This window comes from Paenibacillus glucanolyticus NBRC 15330, from assembly GCF_004000885.1.
Lineage (GTDB): Bacteria > Bacillota > Bacilli > Paenibacillales > Paenibacillaceae > Paenibacillus_AQ > Paenibacillus_AQ glucanolyticus.
In genome coordinates this window covers 77,738-99,914 of sequence record NZ_BIMC01000016.1, presented here as the reverse complement: position 1 = coordinate 99,914, position 22,177 = coordinate 77,738, and the positions used below count along the sequence as shown (strand labels likewise).

At 48.4% G+C, this 22,177-nt stretch carries 18 protein-coding genes; 15 read left to right on the top strand and 3 right to left on the bottom strand.

The annotated features are described in order from the left end of the window. Nucleotides 1–25: 25 nt before the first annotated feature. From PGL02S_RS20745 to PGL02S_RS20730, 4 genes are read left to right on the top strand one after another with little or no spacing between them, the layout of a single operon-like run. Entirely contained in the window at nucleotides 26–1,324 is a 1,299-nt protein-coding gene (locus PGL02S_RS20745; RefSeq protein ID WP_244892257.1) for an FG-GAP repeat domain-containing protein, read from the top strand. A gap of 3 nt (nucleotides 1,325–1,327) precedes the next feature. Continuing rightward, nucleotides 1,328–2,026, top strand: coding sequence for a response regulator transcription factor (locus PGL02S_RS20740; protein ID WP_036638069.1), 699 nt, complete (start codon nucleotides 1,328–1,330; stop codon nucleotides 2,024–2,026). Next, nucleotides 2,023–3,477, top strand: a complete 1,455-nt coding sequence (locus PGL02S_RS20735) for a sensor histidine kinase (RefSeq protein ID WP_006209718.1) — start codon at nucleotides 2,023–2,025, stop codon at nucleotides 3,475–3,477. Before PGL02S_RS20740 ends, PGL02S_RS20735 begins: the two co-directional genes overlap by 4 nt. A 50-nt stretch (nucleotides 3,478–3,527) precedes the next feature. Beyond that, a complete protein-coding gene (locus PGL02S_RS20730) occupies nucleotides 3,528–4,058 on the top strand; it encodes a GNAT family N-acetyltransferase (protein WP_006209719.1) in 531 nt (176 codons plus the stop codon). Between the two features lie 168 nt (nucleotides 4,059–4,226). Here PGL02S_RS20730 and PGL02S_RS20725 read toward each other — a convergent pair whose 3' ends face one another. Beyond that, entirely contained in the window at nucleotides 4,227–5,441 is a 1,215-nt protein-coding gene (locus PGL02S_RS20725) for a glucose-1-phosphate adenylyltransferase (RefSeq protein ID WP_036638072.1), read from the bottom strand. A 223-nt stretch (nucleotides 5,442–5,664) separates the two neighbouring features. Between PGL02S_RS20725 and glgB the strand changes: the two genes are divergently transcribed. Both glgB and glgA read left to right on the top strand, forming a co-directional pair. Next, nucleotides 5,665–7,644 (top strand): 1,4-alpha-glucan branching protein GlgB, encoded by a 1,980-nt coding sequence (glgB, locus tag PGL02S_RS20720; protein ID WP_036638074.1) that lies wholly within the window; start codon nucleotides 5,665–5,667, stop codon nucleotides 7,642–7,644. Beyond that, on the top strand, nucleotides 7,641–9,074 hold the full coding sequence (gene glgA, locus PGL02S_RS20715) for a glycogen synthase GlgA (RefSeq protein ID WP_036638076.1): 1,434 nt from the start codon (nucleotides 7,641–7,643) through the stop codon (nucleotides 9,072–9,074). Before glgB ends, glgA begins: the two co-directional genes overlap by 4 nt. Before the next feature lie 140 nt (nucleotides 9,075–9,214). Here glgA and PGL02S_RS20710 read toward each other — a convergent pair whose 3' ends face one another. Next, nucleotides 9,215–10,963, bottom strand: a complete 1,749-nt coding sequence (locus PGL02S_RS20710; protein WP_036638078.1) for an alpha-glycosidase — start codon at nucleotides 10,961–10,963, stop codon at nucleotides 9,215–9,217. A gap of 563 nt (nucleotides 10,964–11,526) precedes the next feature. Here PGL02S_RS20710 and PGL02S_RS20705 point away from each other — a divergent pair. The 3 genes from PGL02S_RS20705 to PGL02S_RS20695 all read left to right on the top strand — a co-directional run bounded on the left by PGL02S_RS20705 (nucleotide 11,527) and on the right by PGL02S_RS20695 (nucleotide 14,591). Next, nucleotides 11,527–12,969: an ABC transporter substrate-binding protein/permease gene (locus tag PGL02S_RS20705; RefSeq protein ID WP_036638080.1), complete on the top strand. Its 1,443-nt coding sequence runs from the start codon at nucleotides 11,527–11,529 to the stop codon at nucleotides 12,967–12,969. Then, nucleotides 12,956–13,678 (top strand): amino acid ABC transporter ATP-binding protein, encoded by a 723-nt coding sequence (locus tag PGL02S_RS20700; RefSeq protein WP_036638082.1) that lies wholly within the window; start codon nucleotides 12,956–12,958, stop codon nucleotides 13,676–13,678. The genes PGL02S_RS20705 and PGL02S_RS20700 overlap by 14 nt, the downstream gene beginning before the upstream one ends. Before the next feature lie 184 nt (nucleotides 13,679–13,862). Further along, nucleotides 13,863–14,591 (top strand): 3D domain-containing protein, encoded by a 729-nt coding sequence (locus PGL02S_RS20695; RefSeq protein ID WP_051449123.1) that lies wholly within the window; start codon nucleotides 13,863–13,865, stop codon nucleotides 14,589–14,591. A gap of 81 nt (nucleotides 14,592–14,672) precedes the next feature. Here the strand turns inward: PGL02S_RS20695 and PGL02S_RS20690 are convergent, their stop codons facing one another. After that, nucleotides 14,673–15,521, bottom strand: coding sequence for a polysaccharide deacetylase family protein (locus PGL02S_RS20690; protein ID WP_006209729.1), 849 nt, complete (start codon nucleotides 15,519–15,521; stop codon nucleotides 14,673–14,675). A 167-nt stretch (nucleotides 15,522–15,688) separates the two neighbouring features. Here PGL02S_RS20690 and PGL02S_RS20685 point away from each other — a divergent pair, with 167 nt between their 5' ends. The 6 genes from PGL02S_RS20685 (at nucleotide 15,689) to PGL02S_RS20660 (ending at nucleotide 22,054) form a co-directional block, all read left to right on the top strand. Beyond that, complete coding sequence (locus tag PGL02S_RS20685) at nucleotides 15,689–16,711, top strand: NADH:flavin oxidoreductase/NADH oxidase (protein ID WP_036638085.1); 1,023 nt, start codon at nucleotides 15,689–15,691, stop codon at nucleotides 16,709–16,711. 87 nt (nucleotides 16,712–16,798) lie between these two features. Next, a complete protein-coding gene (locus tag PGL02S_RS20680) occupies nucleotides 16,799–17,467 on the top strand; it encodes a PspA/IM30 family protein (protein ID WP_006209731.1) in 669 nt (222 codons plus the stop codon). A 182-nt stretch (nucleotides 17,468–17,649) separates the two neighbouring features. Beyond that, on the top strand, nucleotides 17,650–18,054 hold the full coding sequence (locus PGL02S_RS20675) for a DUF350 domain-containing protein (RefSeq protein ID WP_006209733.1): 405 nt from the start codon (nucleotides 17,650–17,652) through the stop codon (nucleotides 18,052–18,054). Between the two features lie 30 nt (nucleotides 18,055–18,084). After that, nucleotides 18,085–18,591, top strand: coding sequence for a DUF4178 domain-containing protein (locus PGL02S_RS20670; protein ID WP_006209734.1), 507 nt, complete (start codon nucleotides 18,085–18,087; stop codon nucleotides 18,589–18,591). A 10-nt stretch (nucleotides 18,592–18,601) separates the two neighbouring features. Further along, complete coding sequence (locus PGL02S_RS20665; protein ID WP_036638088.1) at nucleotides 18,602–19,336, top strand: DUF4247 domain-containing protein; 735 nt, start codon at nucleotides 18,602–18,604, stop codon at nucleotides 19,334–19,336. Nucleotides 19,337–19,513: 177 nt separating this feature from the next. Then, nucleotides 19,514–22,054 (top strand): DUF7507 domain-containing protein, encoded by a 2,541-nt coding sequence (locus PGL02S_RS20660; RefSeq protein WP_036638090.1) that lies wholly within the window; start codon nucleotides 19,514–19,516, stop codon nucleotides 22,052–22,054. The last annotated feature ends 123 nt before the right edge of the window (nucleotides 22,055–22,177 follow it).

Below are 22,177 nucleotides of genomic sequence, written 5' to 3'. Positions count from 1 at the left end.
AGTGATGCAAGCCCTCTTATCGGGCTTGTTACTATTGATCATAAGCGGCTGCACGTTCATTCAGGACCCTGTCTCCTTAATGAAGAAACCGGATTTGCCGACGGATAAAGCGACACTGAATGGTGCCATCCAGTCTGCACTTCAGAAGCTTAAGCTGGACAACGGAGCCATTATCCGGCCGCGAAGTGACGTGGACAGCAGTTCGATCCGAATCCATGACCTGGACAATGATGGCATTCTGGAAGCGGTTGTCTTCTATCAGACGCCGGATGAAGAAGTGAAGATCCATGGCATGATCATGCAGCAGCAGGGTGATACATGGGTGAAGAAGCTGGATTTTGACGGGGAAGGGACGGTTCTGGAATCGTTTGATTTCGTTGATTTCACGAATGACGGCAAGGTTGATATCGTAGCTGGTTTCTCCCGCGGCGAAGAGAATCTCCAAAACTTGCTGACCGTGTATTCATTCTCCGGGGATTCGCTGGAAAAAGTGCCTGCCTTGCCGTACACGCACTTTAATATTGGTGATATGAATGGTGACAAGATCAAGGATATCACGGTTGTCTATCTCCAGCAGAAGGAGTTATCGTATATCAGCACCTATCAGTATGATAAGTTTGAAGATGCCTTTGTAGAGCTTAACAAGCTGGATCTTGGGCCAAATATTGAAAGTTATTACAATGTTGTCGCAGGTAAAGTGGCCAAAAACAAAGAAGGTATCATCCTGGACGCTTCCGTTGTATCCAACTCCTCGTATTCCAAAATCATCATTATGGAAGATGGCAAGTTTATTGACGTGCTTCAGGACGAGCTGCTTACCTACAAGGAACTGCCTGTAGAGAGCGAAGACGTGAATGATGACGGGATTTTGGAGTTTGGTGTTCTTACGAGACCAAGCGGCTGGGAGGATCGGCTTATCGTGGATGAGATCCCGTTCTTTACCACCTACTTCCAGTGGGACGGGGAAATTCGCGAGAGCGGCGAACGGGAAGGCCTGCAATTTGTACTTCAAAGATACTATGACATGGATAATCGCTTTTATCTGGACTTTCCGCCGGACATGTACCAGAAGATTACCATCACACCGGAATCCAACAAAAATGCTTATTTGAATTTTGTTTTGACGGACACGGGCGAATCGGTCGCTGAGATTAAATTCTTCACAATGGCCCAGTGGGGCAAAGCAGAATCTGATTGGGAGATTTTGGTGAAAGAGAAGAATCGCGTGATCGCTTACCGGAGTCACGGAGATTTGAAGCTGAGTAAAAAAGATAAAAAGCCAAGCAGCAATAATGTGGCTCCTATCGAAAGAAAGGGGAACTAGACCTTGAGTAAAGTGCTTATATTAGAAGATGAAGAATCAATCCGCAGTTTTATTGTAATCAATCTCAAACGAAACGGCTTTGACGTTCTGGAGACAGGAGACGGCAATGAAGCCCTTCGTATGCTGCAAACGACGCCAGATATCGATATCGCCTTGCTCGATGTGATGGTTCCGGGAATTGACGGTTTTGAAGTGTGCCGCAGAATTCGGGAAACGAACGAGCGAATCGGCATTATTTTCCTGACAGCGAAAGTCCAGGAGCAGGATAAGGTATATGCTCTTTCAGTCGGAGCCGATGATCATGTCAGCAAACCGTTTAGTCCGACAGAGTTAATTGCGCGGCTGCAATCTCTCCTCCGACGGGTGAATGTTCAGCGTGCGGGAACCGCTAAGGTATCCTTTCAATCAGGTCCATTCACGCTGGATCTGATCTCCAAGCAGTTTAAGAAGAACGGGCAGCCAGTGGAGCTGACGCCGACCGAATTCTCGCTGGTGCAGTTCTTCCTGGAGAAAGAAAACACGCCGCTTAGCCGTGATGTACTGCTGGATCATGTATGGGGCAAAGAATATATGGGTGATCCCAAAATCGTGGACGTGAACATTCGGAGACTGCGCCAAAAAATCGAAGGCAATCCTTCCGAGCCGGAATACCTCCAGACGGTATGGGGTCATGGCTATAAATGGAAGGGTCAGGGACAATGATCATCAAAAAAGGCATTCGGCGGCAAATCGTGCTTCACTACTTTCTCGTAGTGTTCATTGCGTTGCTGCTGATTGAGGTTATTTTTCTTATCGCAGTACGAACGTATTATTACGATACGGTATACAACCATATGACAAACCATATTCACACCGCCAACGAATTTTATCAGCCCTTTCGATTGACCTCGGCGGATAATGTTAATCAGTTGAGCGAGATGCTCCGTCATTTTGAATTGTATAATACGGAGCTTCAAATATTGAATCCTGCGGGGCAAGTCCTCACCACCTCGACCGGTTTCGATTTGGAGCAGACGATCAAAACCAGTGATGTCACTCAAGCGCTTGCCGGCAATACGAGCCGCTGGATCGGCAAGCAGCAGGGTACCGGTCAGATCGTCATGGCCGTATCCCAAACGGTTTCGAACGGTTTTGAGAACACCTATGTGCTTCGTTACGTGACATCGCTTGAGTACATTAACGATAAACTGATGAAAATGACGCTGTTTGCTATCAGCATCGGAGCGGCCGTGCTTGCCATTGTCCTGGCATTCAGCATTGGGCTGGCTAACTCCATTGTGAAGCCGCTCAACAATATCACAACGGTATCCGCCCAGATGGCCAAGGGCAAGTTTAACGTGCGGATCAAGGGCGATTATAAATATGAGCTTGGCGAGTTATCCTCCACCTTGAACTATATGGCTCAGGAGATTGTGCGAAGCAATCAGGTAAAGGATGATTTTATCTCATCGATATCGCATGAGCTGCGCACACCGCTCACCAGCATCAAGGGCTGGAGCGAAACGCTTGACTCCGGCGGTTACGATCCTGAAGAAACAAAAATCGGAATGCAGATTATCACCAAGGAAACCGATCGGTTGATTGGCCTCGTAGAGGAGTTGCTTGACTTCTCGAAGCTGCAGCAAAATGAGATGAAACTTGTGAAGGGGATCGTGAACTTACGCGAGCTTCTGCAGGAGATCATGCTTAATCTGTGGACCAAAGCCGAGAAGAAGGGCATCCAGATCAAATTGGTGTCCGACGAAAAACCGATCATCTACGGGGATGCCAACCGCTTAAAACAGGTGTTTCTCAATATCGTGGACAATGCGGTCAAGTTCTCGCATGAGAACGGTGCGATCAATTTATCCTTCACCATAGAGGAAAAATTCGTGATTGTCACCGTCAAGGATCATGGTATTGGCATATCGGATGAGCATCTTAGACGGGTAAAAGACCGATTCTTCCAGGTAAACCCATTGAATGGTGGAACAGGACTTGGACTCGCCATTACCCAGCAGCTCATAGAGCTTCATGGGGGAGCGATGGAGATGGAGAGTGAGCTTGGACAAGGAACCTCCGTGATCGTCAAACTTCCGCTGCCGGAAGGGAAAATTCCCATGGCTGGTGGTTTGGAGAACGGCGAGGACGATCTGGCCGGACCGAGCGCTTAAGCTTTGCCGGGTGACCGGCAAAGCTTTTTTAGAAGGGAGCGTGCAGGAGAGTGGGATATAAGGCGTTAGCAACGTTTTCAACCGGGAGGGGTCGCTTTGAGCTGGGACTCGCAGAGGAAGAGAATGCAGGGGAGATGCTGCTTCTGCTCAAGGAGGCAGCCGAAGTGATGGAGCAGGAAGGACGGAGGCAGTGGAGCCCGTCGCTATTTTCCCTGGAATTGATGCAGCAGTACTTGGCAGAGCGAGAGGTGTTTATTCTGTGGCATGAAGGGGAAGCCGCTGGCATGTTCACCCTTCAGTACGGAGATGCTGCGTATTGGGGTGATCGGGACGATCCGGGTTTCGGGTATCTGCATCGGCTAACCGTACGCTCCTCCTACCGGGGACTTGAGCTCGGAGCGAAGATGATCTCGTTTGCGGAGGCGTATTTGTTATCAAAGGGCAGACGGGGCTTCCGGCTGGATTGCGTTTCGCATCTGCCTACACTGAATCAATTTTATCAGCGTCAGGGATTTCAATTCGTGGCCGAGCAGGATATGGGCGGTCGGTTCGTGAATTTATATGAGAAGACTTTTGGTTAATCTCAACCAACTAACTATATAAAATCTGTAAGTCGCACGCGCTTAAGAAAAAGTCAGCAGGGCAACATACATGAGAAAAAGCGATCCGTCTTACGGGATCGCTTTTTTTATAAAGGAGGAAGGGGGAGATTATCACTGCTGACCCCATTTCCATGGTATGAGGGAAGGCTAGGATGAAGAAACGTTGGCACGCATACGACCTTTTTCATACACATCCTGAAGCAGACGGGACGGCTGGGTACGTACGGTTGGTTTCGGTAGCACCGTCTCATACGGTCCCACCACAACCACGTTGCCGGGAGCGCCTTTTACAACGGCTCCATCCTTGATGATGGCTCCTTCGCCGATGATAGCATGCTCAACATGGACTCCTTTGCCAATCTTGGCATTGGGCATCACCACGCTGTCCTTCACGATGGAATATTTACCGATCTCTGCACCGCAGAATACAACAGAGCTCTTGGCTTTTCCTTCAAAGGTGCATTGGTCGTGAATGAGGCAATCCGTATGCTCCGCATTACGGGTACGAGCTGCGGTAAGTTTGGTTTTCCAAGCACGGGTGTACATCGGCCAATCGGCTCTCTCAAGCACAAGCTCATTTTGGCTGAGCACATCCATATGTGCCTCCCATAAGCTCTCTACGGTGCCTACGTCACGCCAGTAGCCTTGGAAACGGAACGCCAGCAATGGCTCCTCTCCGGACAGCATTTTAGGGATCACATCCTTCCCGAAGTCATGGCTGGAGTTCGAGTCGGCTGCGTCCTCCATTAGATGCTGCTTCAGGTAATCCCATCGGAACAAATAAATGCCCATGGATGCAAGATTGCTTTCCGGTTTTGCCGGTTTTTCAGCAAATTCAATGATATTCAGGTTATCGTCAACACTCATGACACCAAAACGGCTAGCGTCTTCCCAAGGAACTTCCATGACAGAAATTGTCGCAGGTGCACCTTGTTTCATATGAGCATCGAGCATTTCCCGATAATCCATCTGATAAATGTGGTCACCAGACAGTATCAGCACATGCTCCGGATTTTGTTCATCGATGTAAGGAATGTTTTTATAAATGGCATCTGCTGTTCCTAAGTAGCCTTCTTGATCTATGTTGTTTGACGGAAGCAGCGCAATACCTTCGTGTTCTGTATGTGTTAGTCCCCAGGGTTCACCTTGGCCGATATGTTCGTGTAATGATTCTGCCTCGTATTGTGTAAGAACTCCAACGGTATCGATTCCAGAGTTCACACAATTGCTGAGAGGAAAATCGATTATACGGTAGTGTCCGCCGAATGGAACAGCGGGTTTTGCCAGCTTGGACGTAAGGGGGGCTAATCTTTTACCCTCTCCTCCGGCCAGAAGCATAGCAATACAGTCTTTTCTCTTCATCACGTTTCCCTCCCAATGTATTTTCACGTTGTACATTACATAAACGACATTCCCGGGGTTTGAAACGATTATATTGAAAAAGTATTTTGAAAATTACAAATTTATTGATGAGTTACATTTTTTATTTTCAACATGGTAAGAATGGGGTAATAGCATTAATAATAATGGATTTTTAAGAAAAAGCAGGTGACGACAATTGTATCAAGCAGTTAGGGAAGGAAACATGACTCCGGAACAAGTGTATTTATTTCATGAAGGAACCTGGTTTCACAGTTATCAATGTATGGGCGCACACGTTGCCGTAGAAGATGGGCAAGAGGGCGTGCGTTTTACGGTATGGGCTCCCCACGCAAGGCAGGTTGGTCTTGCAGGAGCGTGGAACGGCTGGGATGGCACCCATGACACGTTATATAGGATACCCGATTCAGGAATTTGGAGTCGGTTTTTCCCCGGTATGCAGACTGGAACTTTTTACAAATACCAGATTACTGGATCATTCGGTGAAACGTTCCTAAAGGCGGATCCCTATGCGTTTCATGCGGAGCTACGGCCTGCTACTGCATCGGTAGTTACGGATCTGTCTGGATATCAGTGGAACGATGCCCTGTGGAAAAAGAAGAATACATCACCTTACAGCAAGCCGATGAACATATATGAAATGCATTTTGGAACCTGGCGGCAAAAAGAGGACGGCTCCTTCTTTACATACCGCGAAATGGCGGATCTGCTTATTCCTTATTTGCTGGATATGCGTTATACCCACGTGGAATTTATGCCGCTGGCCGAACATCCCTACGACCTCTCATGGGGGTATCAGGGAACCGGGTTTTATGCTCTGACTAGCAGATACGGCAGTCCCCATGATTTCATGTACCTGGTAGACCAGCTGCATCAAGCCGGTATCGGCGTGCTGCTGGACTGGGTGCCCGCGCATTTTGCCAAGGATGCCCACGGACTTCGCCAGTTTGACGGGTCACCGCTATATGAATACGGCGATGCGCAAAAAGCGGAGAAACCGGGCTGGGGAACGCTGTCTTTCGATTATGCCAAGCCTGAAGTGATTTCATTCCTCATCTCCAATGCTTTATTTTGGATGGATATGTATCATATTGATGGACTTCGTGTTGATGCGGTTACAAGCATGATCCGCCTTGATTTTGAGAAGTCCGAGGGTCAGTTCAGCCCTAATGAACGGGGGGGCTTGGAAAATCTTGAAGCGATATCCTTTCTGCAGAAATTGAATAAAGCGGTGTTTAGCTATTATCCCCATGCCTTGATGATGGCAGAGGAATCCAGCGCATGGCCAGGGGTAACGGCCCCTGTGCACGAAGGCGGACTGGGGTTCAATTACAAATGGAACATGGGCTGGATGAATGACACACTGTCCTACGTGGAGCAGGAGTATGTGTTGCGGCCTACCCAACATAATTTACTAACATTTCCCATTTGTTATGCCTATTCGGAAAATTTTACATTGCCGCTTTCTCACGACGAGGTTGTCCATGGCAAAAAATCGCTGCTCAATAAAATGCCTGGCAGTTATGAACAGAAGTTTGCCGGATTACGCATTTTACTTGGTTATCAGATGACGCAGCCTGGCAAGAAATTGCTGTTCATGGGCGGGGAATTCGGTCAGTTCATCGAATGGAAGGATGAGGAGCAGCTCGATTGGCTGCTGCTGGATTATGAAAGCCACCGCCAACAGCAGGCTTTTACGGCAGCGCTAAACGCTATGTATGTGGATGAAAGGGCGCTGTGGGAACAGGATCACGTCATGGATGGCTTCCAGTGGCTTTGTGCCAATGATAACAACCAGAGTGTTATAGCGTACATGAGGAAAGGGAACAAGCCCGGAGATACGCTGATCATCGTCATTAACTTTCAGCCCCGAGCATATGACAAATATCGGATCGGTTTGCCAAGAGCCGGGCAATACGTGGAAATACTGAATTCAGATCATACCGATTACGGAGGCGCCGGACTGCTGAACGACGGCGATATGAAAGCGGAGAAGCAAGCCTGGCACGAGCAAAACCATAGCTTGGAGATCAAGCTGCCTCCATTAAGCATGGTCGTTTTAAAGAAAAAACCGTCGCGTTCGAGGAAAACGAAAGATTCGGAGCAAGAACAGCTGAAGGCGGCAGCAGCAAAAGAGAAGACCGTTCGCAAAACCAAACGGAGCCAAAGGGGGAAGCGGGATTGAAATTGTTATTTGCGGCATCAGAATGTGGACCATACATCAAGACAGGCGGATTGGCGGACGTCATCGCTGCATTACCCAAATCACTTCGTGGCATGGGCGAGGATATTCGGGTTGTGCTGCCGAAATATCGCGGTATCCCTGCGGAGTATCGGGAACGCATGCTGTTTGTTGGAGAAACCCGGGTCCGTGTAGGCTGGCGTGAGCAATATTGCGGTATCGAGTCCTTGGTTGAGGACGGTGTAACGATTTATTTTGTTGACAACGAGTATTATTTTGGCCGTGACGGTATTTACGGTTATATGGATGATGGCGAGCGTTTCTCCTTCTTTAACCGTGCGGTGCTCGAGATACTGCCGATCATCGATTTCCAGCCGGACGTGCTTCATTGCCACGATTGGCATACCGCGATGGTTCCACTGCTCCTTGAGGATGTCTATCGTCATAATCCTTTCTACGCAGGGATTCGAACGGTATTCACGATCCATAATCTCCTGTATCAGGGCGTTTACCCGTATGAGGTATTGGTTGATCTGCTGGGAATCCACAGCCGTTATTTCAAGGCGGATGGCGTAGAGTATTACGGCAACGTGAATTTCATGAAAGCTGGCATTGTCTACGCAGATCATGTCACGACGGTGAGTCCGACTTATGCTTCCGAGATTCAAACCGGTTATTATGGATATGGACTCGACGGGCTCTTGTCAGCACAAGGTTCAAGGCTGAGCGGCATTGTAAACGGGATTGATACGAAGAGCTACAATCCGGCTACAGATCCGCATCTGGCCGTGAAGTACCGCAGTGGACTGAACAAGAAAACACAGAACAAAATAGCACTGCAGGAAGAATTGAATCTGCCGGTGGCACCACACATCCCGTTAATGTCGATGGTAACCCGTCTGGTTGATTCCAAGGGACTCGATCTCGTAATCCGCATTCTGGATGAGCTGCTGTATTACGACGAGATTCAATTTGTTGTCCTGGGAACGGGAGATCCATCCTATGAGCATTGGTTCCGGGAAGCGGCGAATCGGTATTCGAACAAAATGTCAGCCCAAATCAGGTTCAATGAACCATTATCCCGGCGATTTTACGCAGGCAGCGACCTGTTTCTGATGCCATCGAAATTTGAACCATGCGGGATCAGCCAACTGATTGCCATGCGTTACGGCAGCGTGCCGATCGTGCGTGAAACGGGTGGCTTGAATGATACTGTGCATGCCTATAACGAATACACCGGTGAAGGAAACGGGTTCTCTTTCAAGGATTACAATGCGCATGACATGATGAACACGATTCGCAGGGCGACATCGATATACCGCATGCCGGAACACTGGCGCAAAGTGAGCAAGAACGCATTAAGCGGGGATTACAGCTGGAGCGTATCGGCGAAGGAGTATCAAGAGATATACCATCAAATTTCCAGCCTATAGGATAAGGCATTGATAAAGGGGTACCTGGATAGCTTGAGATTTCCGCTATCCAGGTACCCCTTTGTGACAACTGGGTATACGTTTTGTGAGGTGGCCCTTTCTACAGCTCAGCGAGGTTGATCGCCATTTACAACAACAGATTATGGTTTGAGGCGACGGCACAGTATACGGTACCCGTAAGGCTCCAAGTCAACATGCATGATTCCGTTTACCGGCTTTACGGATTCTTCGGTTTGCGCATCAAACCAATCGGTAGTGACGATGGGGTGGGACAAGGTACGATAGGAGTCACTGTTGTTCATCCAGACGATAAAATGCAATTGATCATCTGCACGTTCGTATACGATGCATGGGTCATGAAGATTGGCTTGGAGGAAGCGAAAACGACCCTGCCTGAGAGCTTTGTGCTTTTTTCGTAGTGCAATCATGCTGCGATAAAATTCATACAGCTCAAGGTTTTGTTTTTCGGGATTCCATTCCATGCATTTGCGGCAATCGGGATCTCCATCTCCGGTTAATCCGACTTCATCGCCATAAAAAATACAGGGAGTTCCCATGAAAGTGAACAGGAATACGACGGTGAGTTTCATGCGCCGGGTATCTCCTCCCACGCGCGTGAGCAGCCTAGGAGTATCATGGCTGCACAGCAGATTGAAGACCACTTCATTGGTCTGCTGGGGGTAACGCATCAGAATGGATCCGATACGGTTAGCAAAAGTGAGCCCATCCATATTGCCATTGAAGAATTCGAGCACTTTATCAGCAAAAGGATAATTCATCACCGAATCGAACTGGTCACCGGCCAGCCAGATTAAGGAGTCTGACCATACCTCTCCCACGATATAAGCTTCAGGATTGGCCTTCTTGACGACTTGTCTGAAGTCTCTCCAGAAATGATGGTCAATTTCGTTGGCGACATCAAGTCGCCAACCGTCCAGCTTGATCTCCTTGATCCAGTATTCGGCTACGCCCAGCAAGTATTCCTTAACCTCTGGATGGGCGGTATTGAATTTAGGCATATTTCCATAGAAGCCGAAGGTATCATAGGTCGGGATGCCATCTTTTACCTCGCAGGGAAATTGATTGACATGAAACCATTCGGCATATGGAGAGTCCTTGCCATGCTTAAGCACATCCTGAAAAGGCGGGAACTCTTCGCTGCAATGATTGAATACCGCATCAAGAATGACTCGAATTCCTTTGCTGTGACAAGTATCCACAACCTTCTTCAGCAGTTCATTATCGCCGAATTGCGGATCCACCTGTTTATAATCGACCGTGTCGTATTTATGGTTGGAGGGGGAGAGGAAGAGGGGGGTAAAATAAATCGCATTAATGCCCAGCTCAACCAGATCATCCAGATGATCCAGCACACCTTGCAGGTCGCCGCCGAAGAAATTATCCACTTCCGGCTTGCCGCCCCATACTTCTGTTCCGACAGGGTTGATGGCCGGGTTCCCGTTGGCAAAGCGCTCTGTCATAATTTGATAAAACACAGCTTCTTTAGCCCACTCCGGGACTTTGAACACATCAACCTCATGTATGTACGGAAATTCGAAGTAACCCGCAGGCGGGTAAGGGTAATCCCATCCGATCCCGCTATCCACCATATAAACCGTCTCATCTCCGGCATGGATCCGGAATCCGTAAGATAATCTTTTGTATTTTGGCCTGACTCCGCACTCCCAGTAATCAAACATCTCATCAGAGGCAGCCTTTTCCATGGTGATCTCGAAGTACGTACGGTCCCAGTCATATTTGTCGCCGGTCATAGCAACAACGGAATCAATGTCATTCTTCTTGGTTCGAATCCTGAGATGAATGGTATAGGTATCATATGCATAAGCCCATTTATCTCTTGGAACATGATACAGTGCTTCTAACAGCATGGGTACACCTCCTATATGAGTATAGCTATAGCTAATTAATAACCAGCCGCAAGCTTGCATGAATCATGGAAGCAGAGACAGACAGAGAGTTGACGGCAGGAGATGATAATCGGGCACAGGATCTATACGTATTATAAGATGGGATGTGAACGGTTGGATTATGCAATATTCATTTGAGTGCCAGTTGCATAAGGAGTGAATCCGAAGACCTATTTCTATATATAGGTGCAGCGAGATAAAATATGGATCAGAGGGTATGCACATGGATGTTCTCTGGGTAGTTATGGAAGTTCATCACATTTCATGAGTGGACCTTTCATATAATTAAAGTTATTCACACATACAACGAATACGAGGATACATAAGCGGCTCTTGTGAATGATTAATTAACCGTTGTATTAAAATAGGACAAGCATGCAATGAAGAAAAATAGGGTCAGCGTAAGCTTGTATGAAAATCCATGAATTTTCATTGCATATTCATGCACCATGTTTTATAATGACTCAGTTGCATTTATTTATTTGATGTATTTATCCGTAACAGTTAGGGGAGAAACGAAACATATGAAACGTAAATTTACAGCGTGGATGACTCTGTTCATGGTGGTCGTGCTGTCTTTTGGCAGTATCGTCCATGCAGAAGGTGAGAAGAAAACGGTGATTCTCGGTACGAGTGCCGATTATGCACCTTATGAGTTCCATAAAACGATAGACGGTGTGGATACCATCGTCGGATTTGATATCGAGATTGCGAAGGAAATCGCCAAGGATCTGGGCGCTGAGTTAATCATCAAGGATACTTCCTTTGATGCACTCCTGCCTGAACTGACAAGCGGTCGTGTGGATTTTGTTATTTCGGGCATGAATCCGACGGAAGAACGCAGAAAAAGCATCGATTTCTCGGAGCCTTATTATGCCGCGGAGCAGTCCGTGGTGGTGCGCAAGGAAGATGCGCTGAAGTTTAACACACTTGAAAGCCTCGAGGGAGCCCGGATCGGGGTTCAGAAGAGCTCCATTCAGGAATCCATCGCCAAAACCATTCCTAAAGCGAATGTGGTCTCACTGGATAAAATACCGGATTTGCTGCTTCAATTGGAATCTGAACGCGTGGATGTTGTCCTTGCTGAATATCCGATTGCCAAGACGAATATGGATGAAGCGACTATGGCCATCACGGATGCCAAGCCAACGGCTGAGAACGACTCTTATGCCATCGGGGTCCGCAAAGGGAATGAAGAGCTGCTCAGCAGCATCAACGCTACACTGGAGCGTTTGAAGGAGAACAACCAGATTCAGAAGTTTGTCGACGAGGCCAGTGATTTGGCGGCAGGACGTACGACCGAGAATCTGAATACATTCGAATTTTTCTGGAAATATCGCGATTACTATGCGAAGGGTATTCAGTTTACATTACTGATTTCTGCCTTAGGGGTATTTTTCGGATTCATTCTCGGTTTGATTATTGCCCTCATGCGTATGTCGGGCGTGAAAATCCTGAAGTTCCTGGCGACCGCTTATATTGAGATAATCCGCGGTACGCCGATGCTGGTTCAATTGTTTATCATTCATTACAGCTTGGCTGCATTCGATATTAAGTTCTCTCCGATTCAGTCCGGTATTCTCACGCTGTCTATCAATAGCGCCGCGTATTTGGCTGAAATATTCCGTGCCGGCATTCAAGGCGTGGACCGCGGTCAATTGGAGGCTGCACGCTCGCTCGGGATGACGAGGGGCAAAGCGATGCGTCACATTATTTTGCCTCAGGCACTGAAGGGCGTCCTGCCTGCGATCGGTAATGAATTTGTTGTTATTATTAAGGAATCTTCCATCGTATCGTTCATCGGGGTATACGATATTATGTACCAAGCTCAGATTTTGCGCGGTTCAACCTTTGCCCCGCTGAATCCGCTGCTTGTGGCCGCCATGATCTACTTTATATTGACATTCGTTCTTTCGAAGCTTCTGGGTGTCTGGGAAAGGAAGTTGAGTGCAAGTGATAACCGTTAAGGAACTTCATAAATCGTTTGGCAAGCTGGAGATATTGAAGGGCATCGACATCGAAATTGCAAAGGGAGAAGTCGTGGTTGTCATCGGACCCAGCGGCTCCGGCAAAAGTACGTTCTTGCGCTGTCTTAATCTGCTTGAGGTGCCGACTAGCGGAGAAATTTCGTTCGAGGGCGAACTCATCACTGCCAAGAATCACAATATTAACGCTACCCGTGAGAAAATGGGGATGGTATTCCAGCAGTTTAATCTGTTTCCCCACAAAAAAGTGATCGATAACATCACATTGGCTCCTGTTCAAGTAAGAGGAGTCTCTGCCAAGGAGGCGGAAGCTACTGCAGACGAGCTGCTAAAGTCTGTTGGTCTGCAGGATAAGAAAGACGCTTATCCTTCACAGCTGTCCGGCGGACAGAAGCAGAGAATCGCGATTGCGCGAGCGCTTGCGATGCAGCCGCATGTGATGCTGTTTGACGAGCCTACCTCGGCTCTCGATCCCGAGATGGTCGGTGAGGTGCTGGAGGTCATGAAGAAACTCGCACTGGATGGCATGACAATGATCATCGTTACGCATGAGATGGGCTTTGCACGCGAAGTGGGGGACCGAATCCTGTTCATGGATGGCGGCAAAATTGTTGAGGAAGGCACGCCGGACCAGCTGTTCGGCAGCCCGAAACATCCGCGTACAAAAGAGTTTTTAAGCAAGGTTTTGTAACTTTTATATCTGAATCGTAACAGACGAAAACAGCGTCAAACCTGATTTTTTCAGGCGTTGACGCTGTTTTTGTTTGTTTATTGGTAACAATTTCTTGCAGTATAGGTTACAAATTTGTGATATATTCATGTTCGTTGACATACTTCATCCGCATGAACAAGCTACATAAAGGGAGGCATCTTAGATGTTACAACAAATGAAATCATGGAAAATCAATCGAGGACTCAACCATAACAAGATCGCTGGAAAAACAGCAAAATGGTTTACTATTACAGCCGTTGCACTTGGCCTGACTTTTGCCGGAGGCGGAATGCAGGCACATGCCAGCTCCGTGCACGTTGCGAAGAGCGGTGATACCTTCTACTTCTTGTCCAAACAGTACGGCGTGAATATGAACAAGCTGATGAATGCCAATCCAAAAATTGAAGCGAAGAATATATATCCGGGTCTCAAAATCACCATCCCCGGTTCGGTATCGATGAACTCGACGGCTTCTGCTGCACCCATCGCTCCCGGAACAACCGGGTTTACGCCCAGCTTGAACGTTTCGCCTGAGAGCAAAGTAGTTGAAGCATGGGGTAAAACGTTTAATTACAGCAAGACGTTGTCCGTGAAAGCTACAGCGTATTCTGCTGCTGCAAGCGAGAATGGCAAATGGGGTGCGGTCGATTATTTCGGGAATTCCCTCGAGCTGGGAACCATCGCGGTTGACCCTAAGGTCATCCCGCTGGGAACCAAAGTACTTGTAACAGGACACGAACATCCCGGCCTTCCGAAGAAAGCATTTGTAGCAGAAGCCCGTGATATCGGCGGTGCCATTAAAGGAAACAAAATCGACATTTTCATCCCTGGCTCACAGTCCTCCGTTAAGCAATTCGGAATTCAAGACATCAAATTGTTCATCATCGAATAATGGTATTTGACTTTATAGCATATACAAGACGGCTTTCCTGGAATTATCCCGGGCAGCCGTCTTTTTGCTTCTAAGTAACCATTATTTGGACTCAGATACACTCAACATCTCGGGTAAGGTGACGAAGCTGTATCCTCGATTTCGCAGCTCTGTAATGATATCCGGCAGTGCCTCTACGGTACCGTTCAGATCTGACCCCACGCCTCCGCCGGCATGCTGAAGCACAATGGCACCGGGCCCGACTGCTGACAGAACGTTTTTCTTAACTTCTTCCTTGTTAAGCCCCTTCCAGTCGAGGGAATCGACATTCCAGTTCACGACTTTATATCCGTTCTTGCGCGCCCATTGAAGCTGTTCCTCATTAATATCACCATAAGGTGGACGGATGAGCCGGGGATTTACTCCGGTCAACGATTTCAAAATGGTATTGGTCCGTTCAATTTGGCTCTTGAATTTATCCAGGCTCAGTTTGTTCAACTGGGCATGATTGTAGGAGTGATTACCAATGGAATGGCCTTCATCATGGATTCGTTTTACAAGGTCGGGGTGCTTCTTGGCTCGATCCCCCACGGCAAAGAAGGTGGCTTTCACATCATATTCCTTCAGCACATCGAGTACCTTCCCGGTAAATCGCGGATCCGGCACATCATCGAAGGTCAGAGCGATCTGTTTGATCCGGGGGCCGCTGGAGCGAAAGGTATCCGGGTACTTCCTGAGTAATTGACTCAGCGTCAGGGGTTCTCCGGCATTCTTGTTCTTCGTTCGCTTGGAGTGATCCACAGCTTGACCCGACTCCGACATGACGGAAGTCTCTTGGTGGTGAAGCGAAGGATTATGTAAATCGGACCCATTTGCCGGGTTTATCGGCAGGATTAAAAAGATTAACATCATCCACAGCAGGAAGCTTCCTGCTCGGTTTCGTTTGAACATCACGATCGGCCCCTTTAGCTTTTTTGTATGGTATACCCATCTGAACAGACAATTATCCTCAATATGGGAAACCGCTGTTTTTTAGTTTTCCCTGCGAAAAGGTGTATAATAACCCGTAACGGATTTAATTACATCATGATCATTTGGATATGGAAGGAGATAATCGCTTGGCAGACTTGTTTACACCCTACAATTTTAAGAACCTGACTCTCAAGAACCGAATCGTTATGCCACCGATGTGTCAATATTCCGTGAAAGCAGAGGACGGGATTCCGAATGATTGGCATTTTGTCCATTATGTCAGCCGTGCCGTAGGCGGTACCGGTTTAATTATCGTGGAAATGACAGGGGTTCATCCTGACGGCCGCATTACCAATCAGGACACGGGGATATGGAGTGATGATCAGATTCCAGCATATCGCAAGATTGTGGAGACGGTGCACTCCTATGGAACCAAGATCGGAATTCAACTGGGCCATGCCGGAAGAAAAGCACAGGATGCTGAGCCATCCGTGGCACCATCCGCCATTCCGTTCAGTTCTCATTATAAAATGCCGAGGGCATTGTCCGGCGCCGAAGTGGAGGAGCTCATTCAAGCCTTTAGAGAAGGGGCTCGGCGTGCTGTCGAGGCAGGTTTCGATACCGTTGAAATCCATGGCGCCCACGGGTACTTGATTCATCAGTTCCATTCGCCGCTCACCAATCAGCGCAGTGATGAGTATGGCCAGGATCTTCCTCTGTTTGGGGAGCGGGTTGTCGAAGCCGTCAAGGAGGTTCTTCCTGAAGGCATGCCCATTATCATGCGGGTGTCAGCCAAAGAGTATGTGGACGGCGGTTACGACGTTCAGCACTGTGCCGAAATCTGCAAGCGTTATCGGGATGCCGGTGTCGACATCTTCCATATCTCGTCGGGGGGCGAAGGCCCTGTCGGCTCGAATGGCGGTCCGGAAGCGAAGCCTGGATATCAAGTGGATTTGGCTGCTGAATTTAAGCAGCTGCTGAAAGTGCCTGTAATTGCCGTAGGATTGCTTGACGATTACAATGCTGCGCAGGAAGTAATTTTGTCGGGCAAGGCGGATCTGGTGGCGATCGGCAGAGGCATGCTTCGGGATCCATATTGGGCTGTTCATGCAGCCAAGGCGCTTGATGGGGGACAGAAGGTGCCAAAACCATATGAACGCGGATACTAAAAAATATTTTGAAACGTTTTGGATCATGCAACGTAAGTATTAATCATATACCAGTCATTTTAAAGTGAAAGCGAGAGGAAGAGAACGATGTCCATATTTAAGAGATTACGCGATTTGACCATGTCCAATATTAACGCCATTATCGACAAGGCGGAAGATCCGATTAAGATGACCGATCAGTACATTCGGGATATGACGGAAGATCTTGAGGATGCCGAGAAAGCGGTAGCTTCGCAAATTGCCATCGAGAAACGCTTTAAAGCACTTTATGAAGAACAGGCTGCACTCGTGGAAAAACGCACGCAGCAGGCTCATACGGCAGCACAAGCTCAAAACGTTGAGCTTGCCCGTCGTGCGCTGGAAGAGAAGAAGGCTGCTGAAGCCAAACGTGACGAGTACAAAGCAAGTTATGATCAGAACAAATTGGCGGCAGACAATCTGCGTGCCAAGCTGGAAGAGATGCGTAAGCAGCTTACCGCGATGAAGAACAAACGTGAGACGCTGGTAGCCCGTTATAACGCTGCCAAAGCTCAAACCGAGATTAACAAAGCGATGAACGGATTTGGCTCGGACACAGCTTCCGCCGGATTGAAACGGATGGAAGAGAAGATGCTGGCCATGGAAGCCCGTGCGGAAGCAAGCAATGAAATGTCGACCCGTGAGAAATCTCTGGACGAAGAGTTCGAGAACCTCGGCAAAGACAAAGTCGTTGAGGATGAGCTTGCAGCTTTGATGAAACAATACGAGAACAAGTAATGGGATCCTGTAAGACATGTAAATAGTGTAGGGGGCGAGGGAGAAACAGCAGGGCTGAATACAGCCGTGCTTCTCCTTCGCTTTTGTTTGACAGGATATATAAGGAAACAACCTCTAAAGACGGCTTGATTCACTGAAGGGTCGATTAGAGTTTTTTGTATGTTGAATGTGGAGGATTAGAGATGGATTTCGATATGATCTTGCGTGTTTTACTCTGGACAGCTGTCGGCGGGCTGCTGCTGTTTGTTTTGATGTTTGTGGATTCTCTGTTCACCAAGTATAACGATCTTGAAGAAGTGAAAGCGGGCAACATGGCAGTAACCACAAGACTGATTCTAAAACTGATTGCACAAGGGTATATTTTATCCGTGTCGATCGGAACGTCATATCATCTGTTGGAAGCCGTTGTGGTATCCATCATTTCGTTTATCATTCTGTTTGTACTCGAAGCATTGACAGAGCTTATGCTGCGGAATTTCGGCAAGCTGAACCTGGACAAAGGCACACGCGAGGGCAAGACAGGTTACGGACTGTTTGCAGGTTCGCTGCATGTGGTCGGTGCGTTAATTATTACCGCTTGCTTGTAGAACGCATAAAGAAGATAGGGGACAGGAAAGATGAGTATGTGGAAAAGAATCGGCAATTTATTCGCGAAGCCAGAACCACCCAAAGCAGAGAAAAGCATGCTGCAGTTGGCGCCGGGCGATATATGCGAAGTGTCCTTGGTTACCTATGAGGTTACGGGGCGCGTTCATAATCGGGGCCGCAATGCGGTAGTCTTGACACTTCAGGATGGCAGCACCATAGCTTATCTTCATATTGAAGAACGTGAGACGGTTCAGTATGCGTTATATTCGCCTATCGATGGACGACTGGACTCGCCGGACGAGGTGCCATCAATCCTCGATCTGGACGATCATGTGTTTCATCTGGAGGAAGAATATGGCGGACATGTTTCGATAACTGGCCGTACCGCATTTACGCAGAGCGGTGAGCAGCATGTGTGGCAATATCAATCGGATGATTACAAGCTGCTGCGAATCGAATGGCAGAATGGGCGGTTTATGTTGTATGAAGGCGAGAAAGTGATACCGGGGGACGTTCGAGTTATCCGGGCGACTTAGGAGTGGTGGCATGAAGGAACGCTCTTTTTTATCCATAAAAATGATATTGGTGCTGAGTCTGTTTGTATCCTTATTAGCCGGATGCGGAGCACCGAATATTAAAGATACCTATCCGCTGGAATCCGTCAACCGTGACGGGAACGCAACGTCTTACGTATACCGGGCAGCCGATAAAAGCGTACCCGAGGTAGCCGGTGAGCTGATGGCCGCCAATACGCCGGACCAATCGTCTCCGGAGGATACCGAGCGGATGTTTCTGGTATACGGTGATGAGTATTACCATTTGCAGCAGGATCCACAGAAGCCAACCGATACGTTGATTGAGATTGATTCCAAGGAATATGTTCAGCGCAATTATGACTCAAGTTTCCTGCAGGGGTATTTAACCGCTGTGTTGATCGGAAATTTATTCGATTCGATGGGTGGAGGCGGCGGTTACCGCGGGTATACAAGCAAAGATGTGTATAAACCGAAGCAGGGCAACTATAAGAAGCCGACAAGTCAGGATAAGAAAATAGCTCCTCCCCTGACGGTTGACCGAAGCGGGAAGATTACACGCCGGGGTCAGGATGCCGTCGGTACGGGAGGAAGCCTCTTTAAACGGAACCCGACTTCAAGCGGAGACCGCGGATCGATCAAGCGCGGCGAAAGCGGCGGGGGATTATTCGATTCGCCGAAGAAATCCTACACCAAACCGAAGACTCGAATAGGCTCAGGAGGAATATCCCGAAGAGGGCGAAGGTAATCCGCAAGTGACAAGCGTATGGTCTAAGAACCATGCGCTTTTTTTGTTGCATCAGACAGCATACACTGCATGCTCTCCTTCATATATTGGAATATAAGCCTATACACAAGAAAGCTGTGTCTTCGCATACGCATAGCCAAACAATGGATTGGCTTTCCACTGAAGGAGGAATACAACGTGCCGTTTGTTCTCCGCTACAGTAACAACGATACTGGAGCGATTACGTTTACCGGAAATACACTCGGGTTAAGCCGCTCCAATCAAACAGGAGTGCCGGGCACCCGGGATTTTATTGGCGCATTTGTAACGGTGGACACTTCCATGCAGTTCGGAAGCTACCCGCCCGGGACCACATCGGATTTTAATCTGGATAGCGCGAGTGCTATTCTGAGGCTTCCGCCCGATAGTAACGTGTTATATGCCGAACTGGTCTGGGCTGGGACTTACCGGGTTTCGGGAGGGACTAATAATTATATAGCATTCATAGATAAGACCGTTTCTTTAATGACGCCGGAAGGTACGACATCCAGCATTTCGCCTGACCCTGTGACAGCACAGACCTCATACCGCAATGCAACTTACAATTACTTTCGTTCCGCCAATGTGACCTCATTGGTGCAAGCCGGGGGTGCTGGTACTTACACTGTCGGCGGTGTGGTGGGTAATATTGATCTGGGCAACAGCACAGCGAACAGCTGCGGGTGGACGCTTTGTGTTGTGTATGAGGATCCCTCGATGCCGTTTCGCAATCTGAGTCTAAACGTCGGCATTGTCGAGATTGCAGCCGGCATACCTGAACTGACAACGGTTTTATCCGGTTTTGCGACACCGACCTCTGGACCGATATCGGGTAGAATGGCTATATGCGCCCAGGATGGAGATGCCAATAAAACAGGGGACCAGGTGTTGTTCGGACCTGCCGAAGACAGTTTGACCGTACTGGAAGGCCCTAACAATTATCCGAATAACTTCTTTGCGTCCCAAATTAACGATGATAGCGGCAATCTGGATACCACGGGGACGTTTGGGGATCGAAACCAAATAAACGGGCAGCCTGGCAGTCAAATCGTGGGCGGCAGACAATCTTGGGATATCACCAATGTAGATATTTCGGAGACGCTCACAAATAACCAGACCACGGCGGTCTTTCAGCTGCGCACGGGCGGCGATGGATACAGCGTCATTGCTGTCGGAATTTACATTGACATTAACTCACCGCGGATAACGGTGCAGAAGAGTGTTAACGCTACCTCCGCAACGGTCGGTCAATTATTGACTTATACCGTAGTGATTGAAAACACGGGTACCGTTCCGGCGGATGCTTCCCTGCTGTTTGATGGTTTGCCTAATAATACGGAGTTTGTGCCGGGGAGTGTCACGATTAATTCAGTGAGCGATGTGAATGCCAACCCGACAACAGGGATCTCGCTGGGTACAGTCCCTCCCGGAGGCTTGGTCACCGTAACCTATCAGGTCAGGGTAGTGTCTGTTCCACCGGATGGGTTTATCGTGAATGAAGCCGTTGTGAATTTTGACTATCAGAGCGTTACCGGGGGGCCTATATTTACAGGAGATATCCCTTCCAATGAAGTGGTGACACCTGTTCTAAACCCTGGACTCGTTTTGCAAAAAAGCGTATCGCCAATGGAAGCAATACCCGGACAGCTTGTGGAATATCGGCTGGAATTAACAAACACAGGGGAAGTTGAACTAACCAACATTCACATTACCGATGCGCTTCTCGGATTGGATGAGGTCCTATCCAGTTTGCCGGTTGGAGGGAGCACGGTCATTATCAGAGACTTCACAATTCCAGCCGGTAGTGCAGCGGGTACCGTGTTGGTCAATTCAGCGACAGCCGTTTCTGACCAAACCGATCCAAGTCATGATGAAACATCGGTGGCCGTACTTCCGTCACCTGTGGTGCCACCTCCACCTGTGGAGCCGCCTCCGCTTGTGGTGCCACCTCCACCCGTGATAACGCCGGTATTCAACCTTGCGATTACCAAAATCGCAGATCGAGCGGAGACCCGAGCCGGTGATACCATCCATTACCGAATCACGGTAACGAATACCGGGGAGGCAGCCCTAACGTCGGTACGCATCACGGATGTTTTGCTGGGAATTGATCGTACCCTCGATCGGCTCAATCCGAACGAATCGGTTACCATTCAAGCTCGATATGGCGTGATGGCGGATACCGGCATTGGTACTGTCATTATCAACACGGCCCAGGCAGTATCTGCACAGACAGGACCTGTAAGTGCACAGGCTTCGGTCATCGTGACGAGTCAACCGCTGTTGAATGTAGAGAAGACGGTATTCCCGCTTGTTACGGAAACCGGCAATACCCTTACCTTTTCATTCATGATAACGAATATGACCGGAACTGTGCTTATAACCAACGTAGGTCCCACGATGTTGAATAACGTGACTCTGTTTGATGATCTGCCCGCTGGCTCGAGGTTTGAAGGAAATAGTGTGATCATTAACAACCAACTGGCAGCTGATGTCAATCCAGCTCAGGGAATTCGGATCGGATCATTGACACCGGGTGAAACGGTCAGAGTTTCATTTCAAGTCTTGCAGTACGCGGTCGCCCCTAATGAAAGGGCCGAGAATCAGGGACGTGTCACTTACGAGCCCGAAGGCTCAAATGTAACGGTTGAAGTAGATTCCAACATCGTATTTTACGAGGTCACGGAAGAAGAGGAGTAGCAGGAATTGAGGATAGTTTACGGAATCGCAGGACTGCGGTTCCTTTTTTGTTTTTGTAGACGGGAGGGAGCATGTGTCTCTGGTTATTGTCAACCCAGACATTGCTATTGGAGCTGGTTTGAA

What these genes read in the sequence shown, in the direction of transcription:
- PGL02S_RS20735 (WP_006209718.1), top strand. Translation starts at nt 2,023, where the DNA reads ATGATCATCAAAAAAGGCATTCGGCGGCAAATCGTGCTTCACTACTTT.
- PGL02S_RS20725 (WP_036638072.1), bottom strand. Translation starts at nt 5,441, where the DNA reads ATGAAGAGAAAAGACTGTATTGCTATGCTTCTGGCCGGAGGAGAGGGT.
- glgB (WP_036638074.1), top strand. Translation starts at nt 5,665, where the DNA reads ATGACTCCGGAACAAGTGTATTTATTTCATGAAGGAACCTGGTTTCAC.
- PGL02S_RS20710 (WP_036638078.1), bottom strand. Translation starts at nt 10,963, where the DNA reads ATGCTGTTAGAAGCACTGTATCATGTTCCAAGAGATAAATGGGCTTAT.
- PGL02S_RS20705 (WP_036638080.1), top strand. Translation starts at nt 11,527, where the DNA reads ATGAAACGTAAATTTACAGCGTGGATGACTCTGTTCATGGTGGTCGTG.
- PGL02S_RS20695 (WP_051449123.1), top strand. Translation starts at nt 13,863, where the DNA reads ATGTTACAACAAATGAAATCATGGAAAATCAATCGAGGACTCAACCAT.
- PGL02S_RS20690 (WP_006209729.1), bottom strand. Translation starts at nt 15,521, where the DNA reads ATGTTCAAACGAAACCGAGCAGGAAGCTTCCTGCTGTGGATGATGTTA.
- PGL02S_RS20680 (WP_006209731.1), top strand. Translation starts at nt 16,799, where the DNA reads ATGTCCATATTTAAGAGATTACGCGATTTGACCATGTCCAATATTAAC.
- PGL02S_RS20675 (WP_006209733.1), top strand. Translation starts at nt 17,650, where the DNA reads ATGGATTTCGATATGATCTTGCGTGTTTTACTCTGGACAGCTGTCGGC.
- PGL02S_RS20670 (WP_006209734.1), top strand. Translation starts at nt 18,085, where the DNA reads ATGAGTATGTGGAAAAGAATCGGCAATTTATTCGCGAAGCCAGAACCA.
- PGL02S_RS20665 (WP_036638088.1), top strand. Translation starts at nt 18,602, where the DNA reads ATGAAGGAACGCTCTTTTTTATCCATAAAAATGATATTGGTGCTGAGT.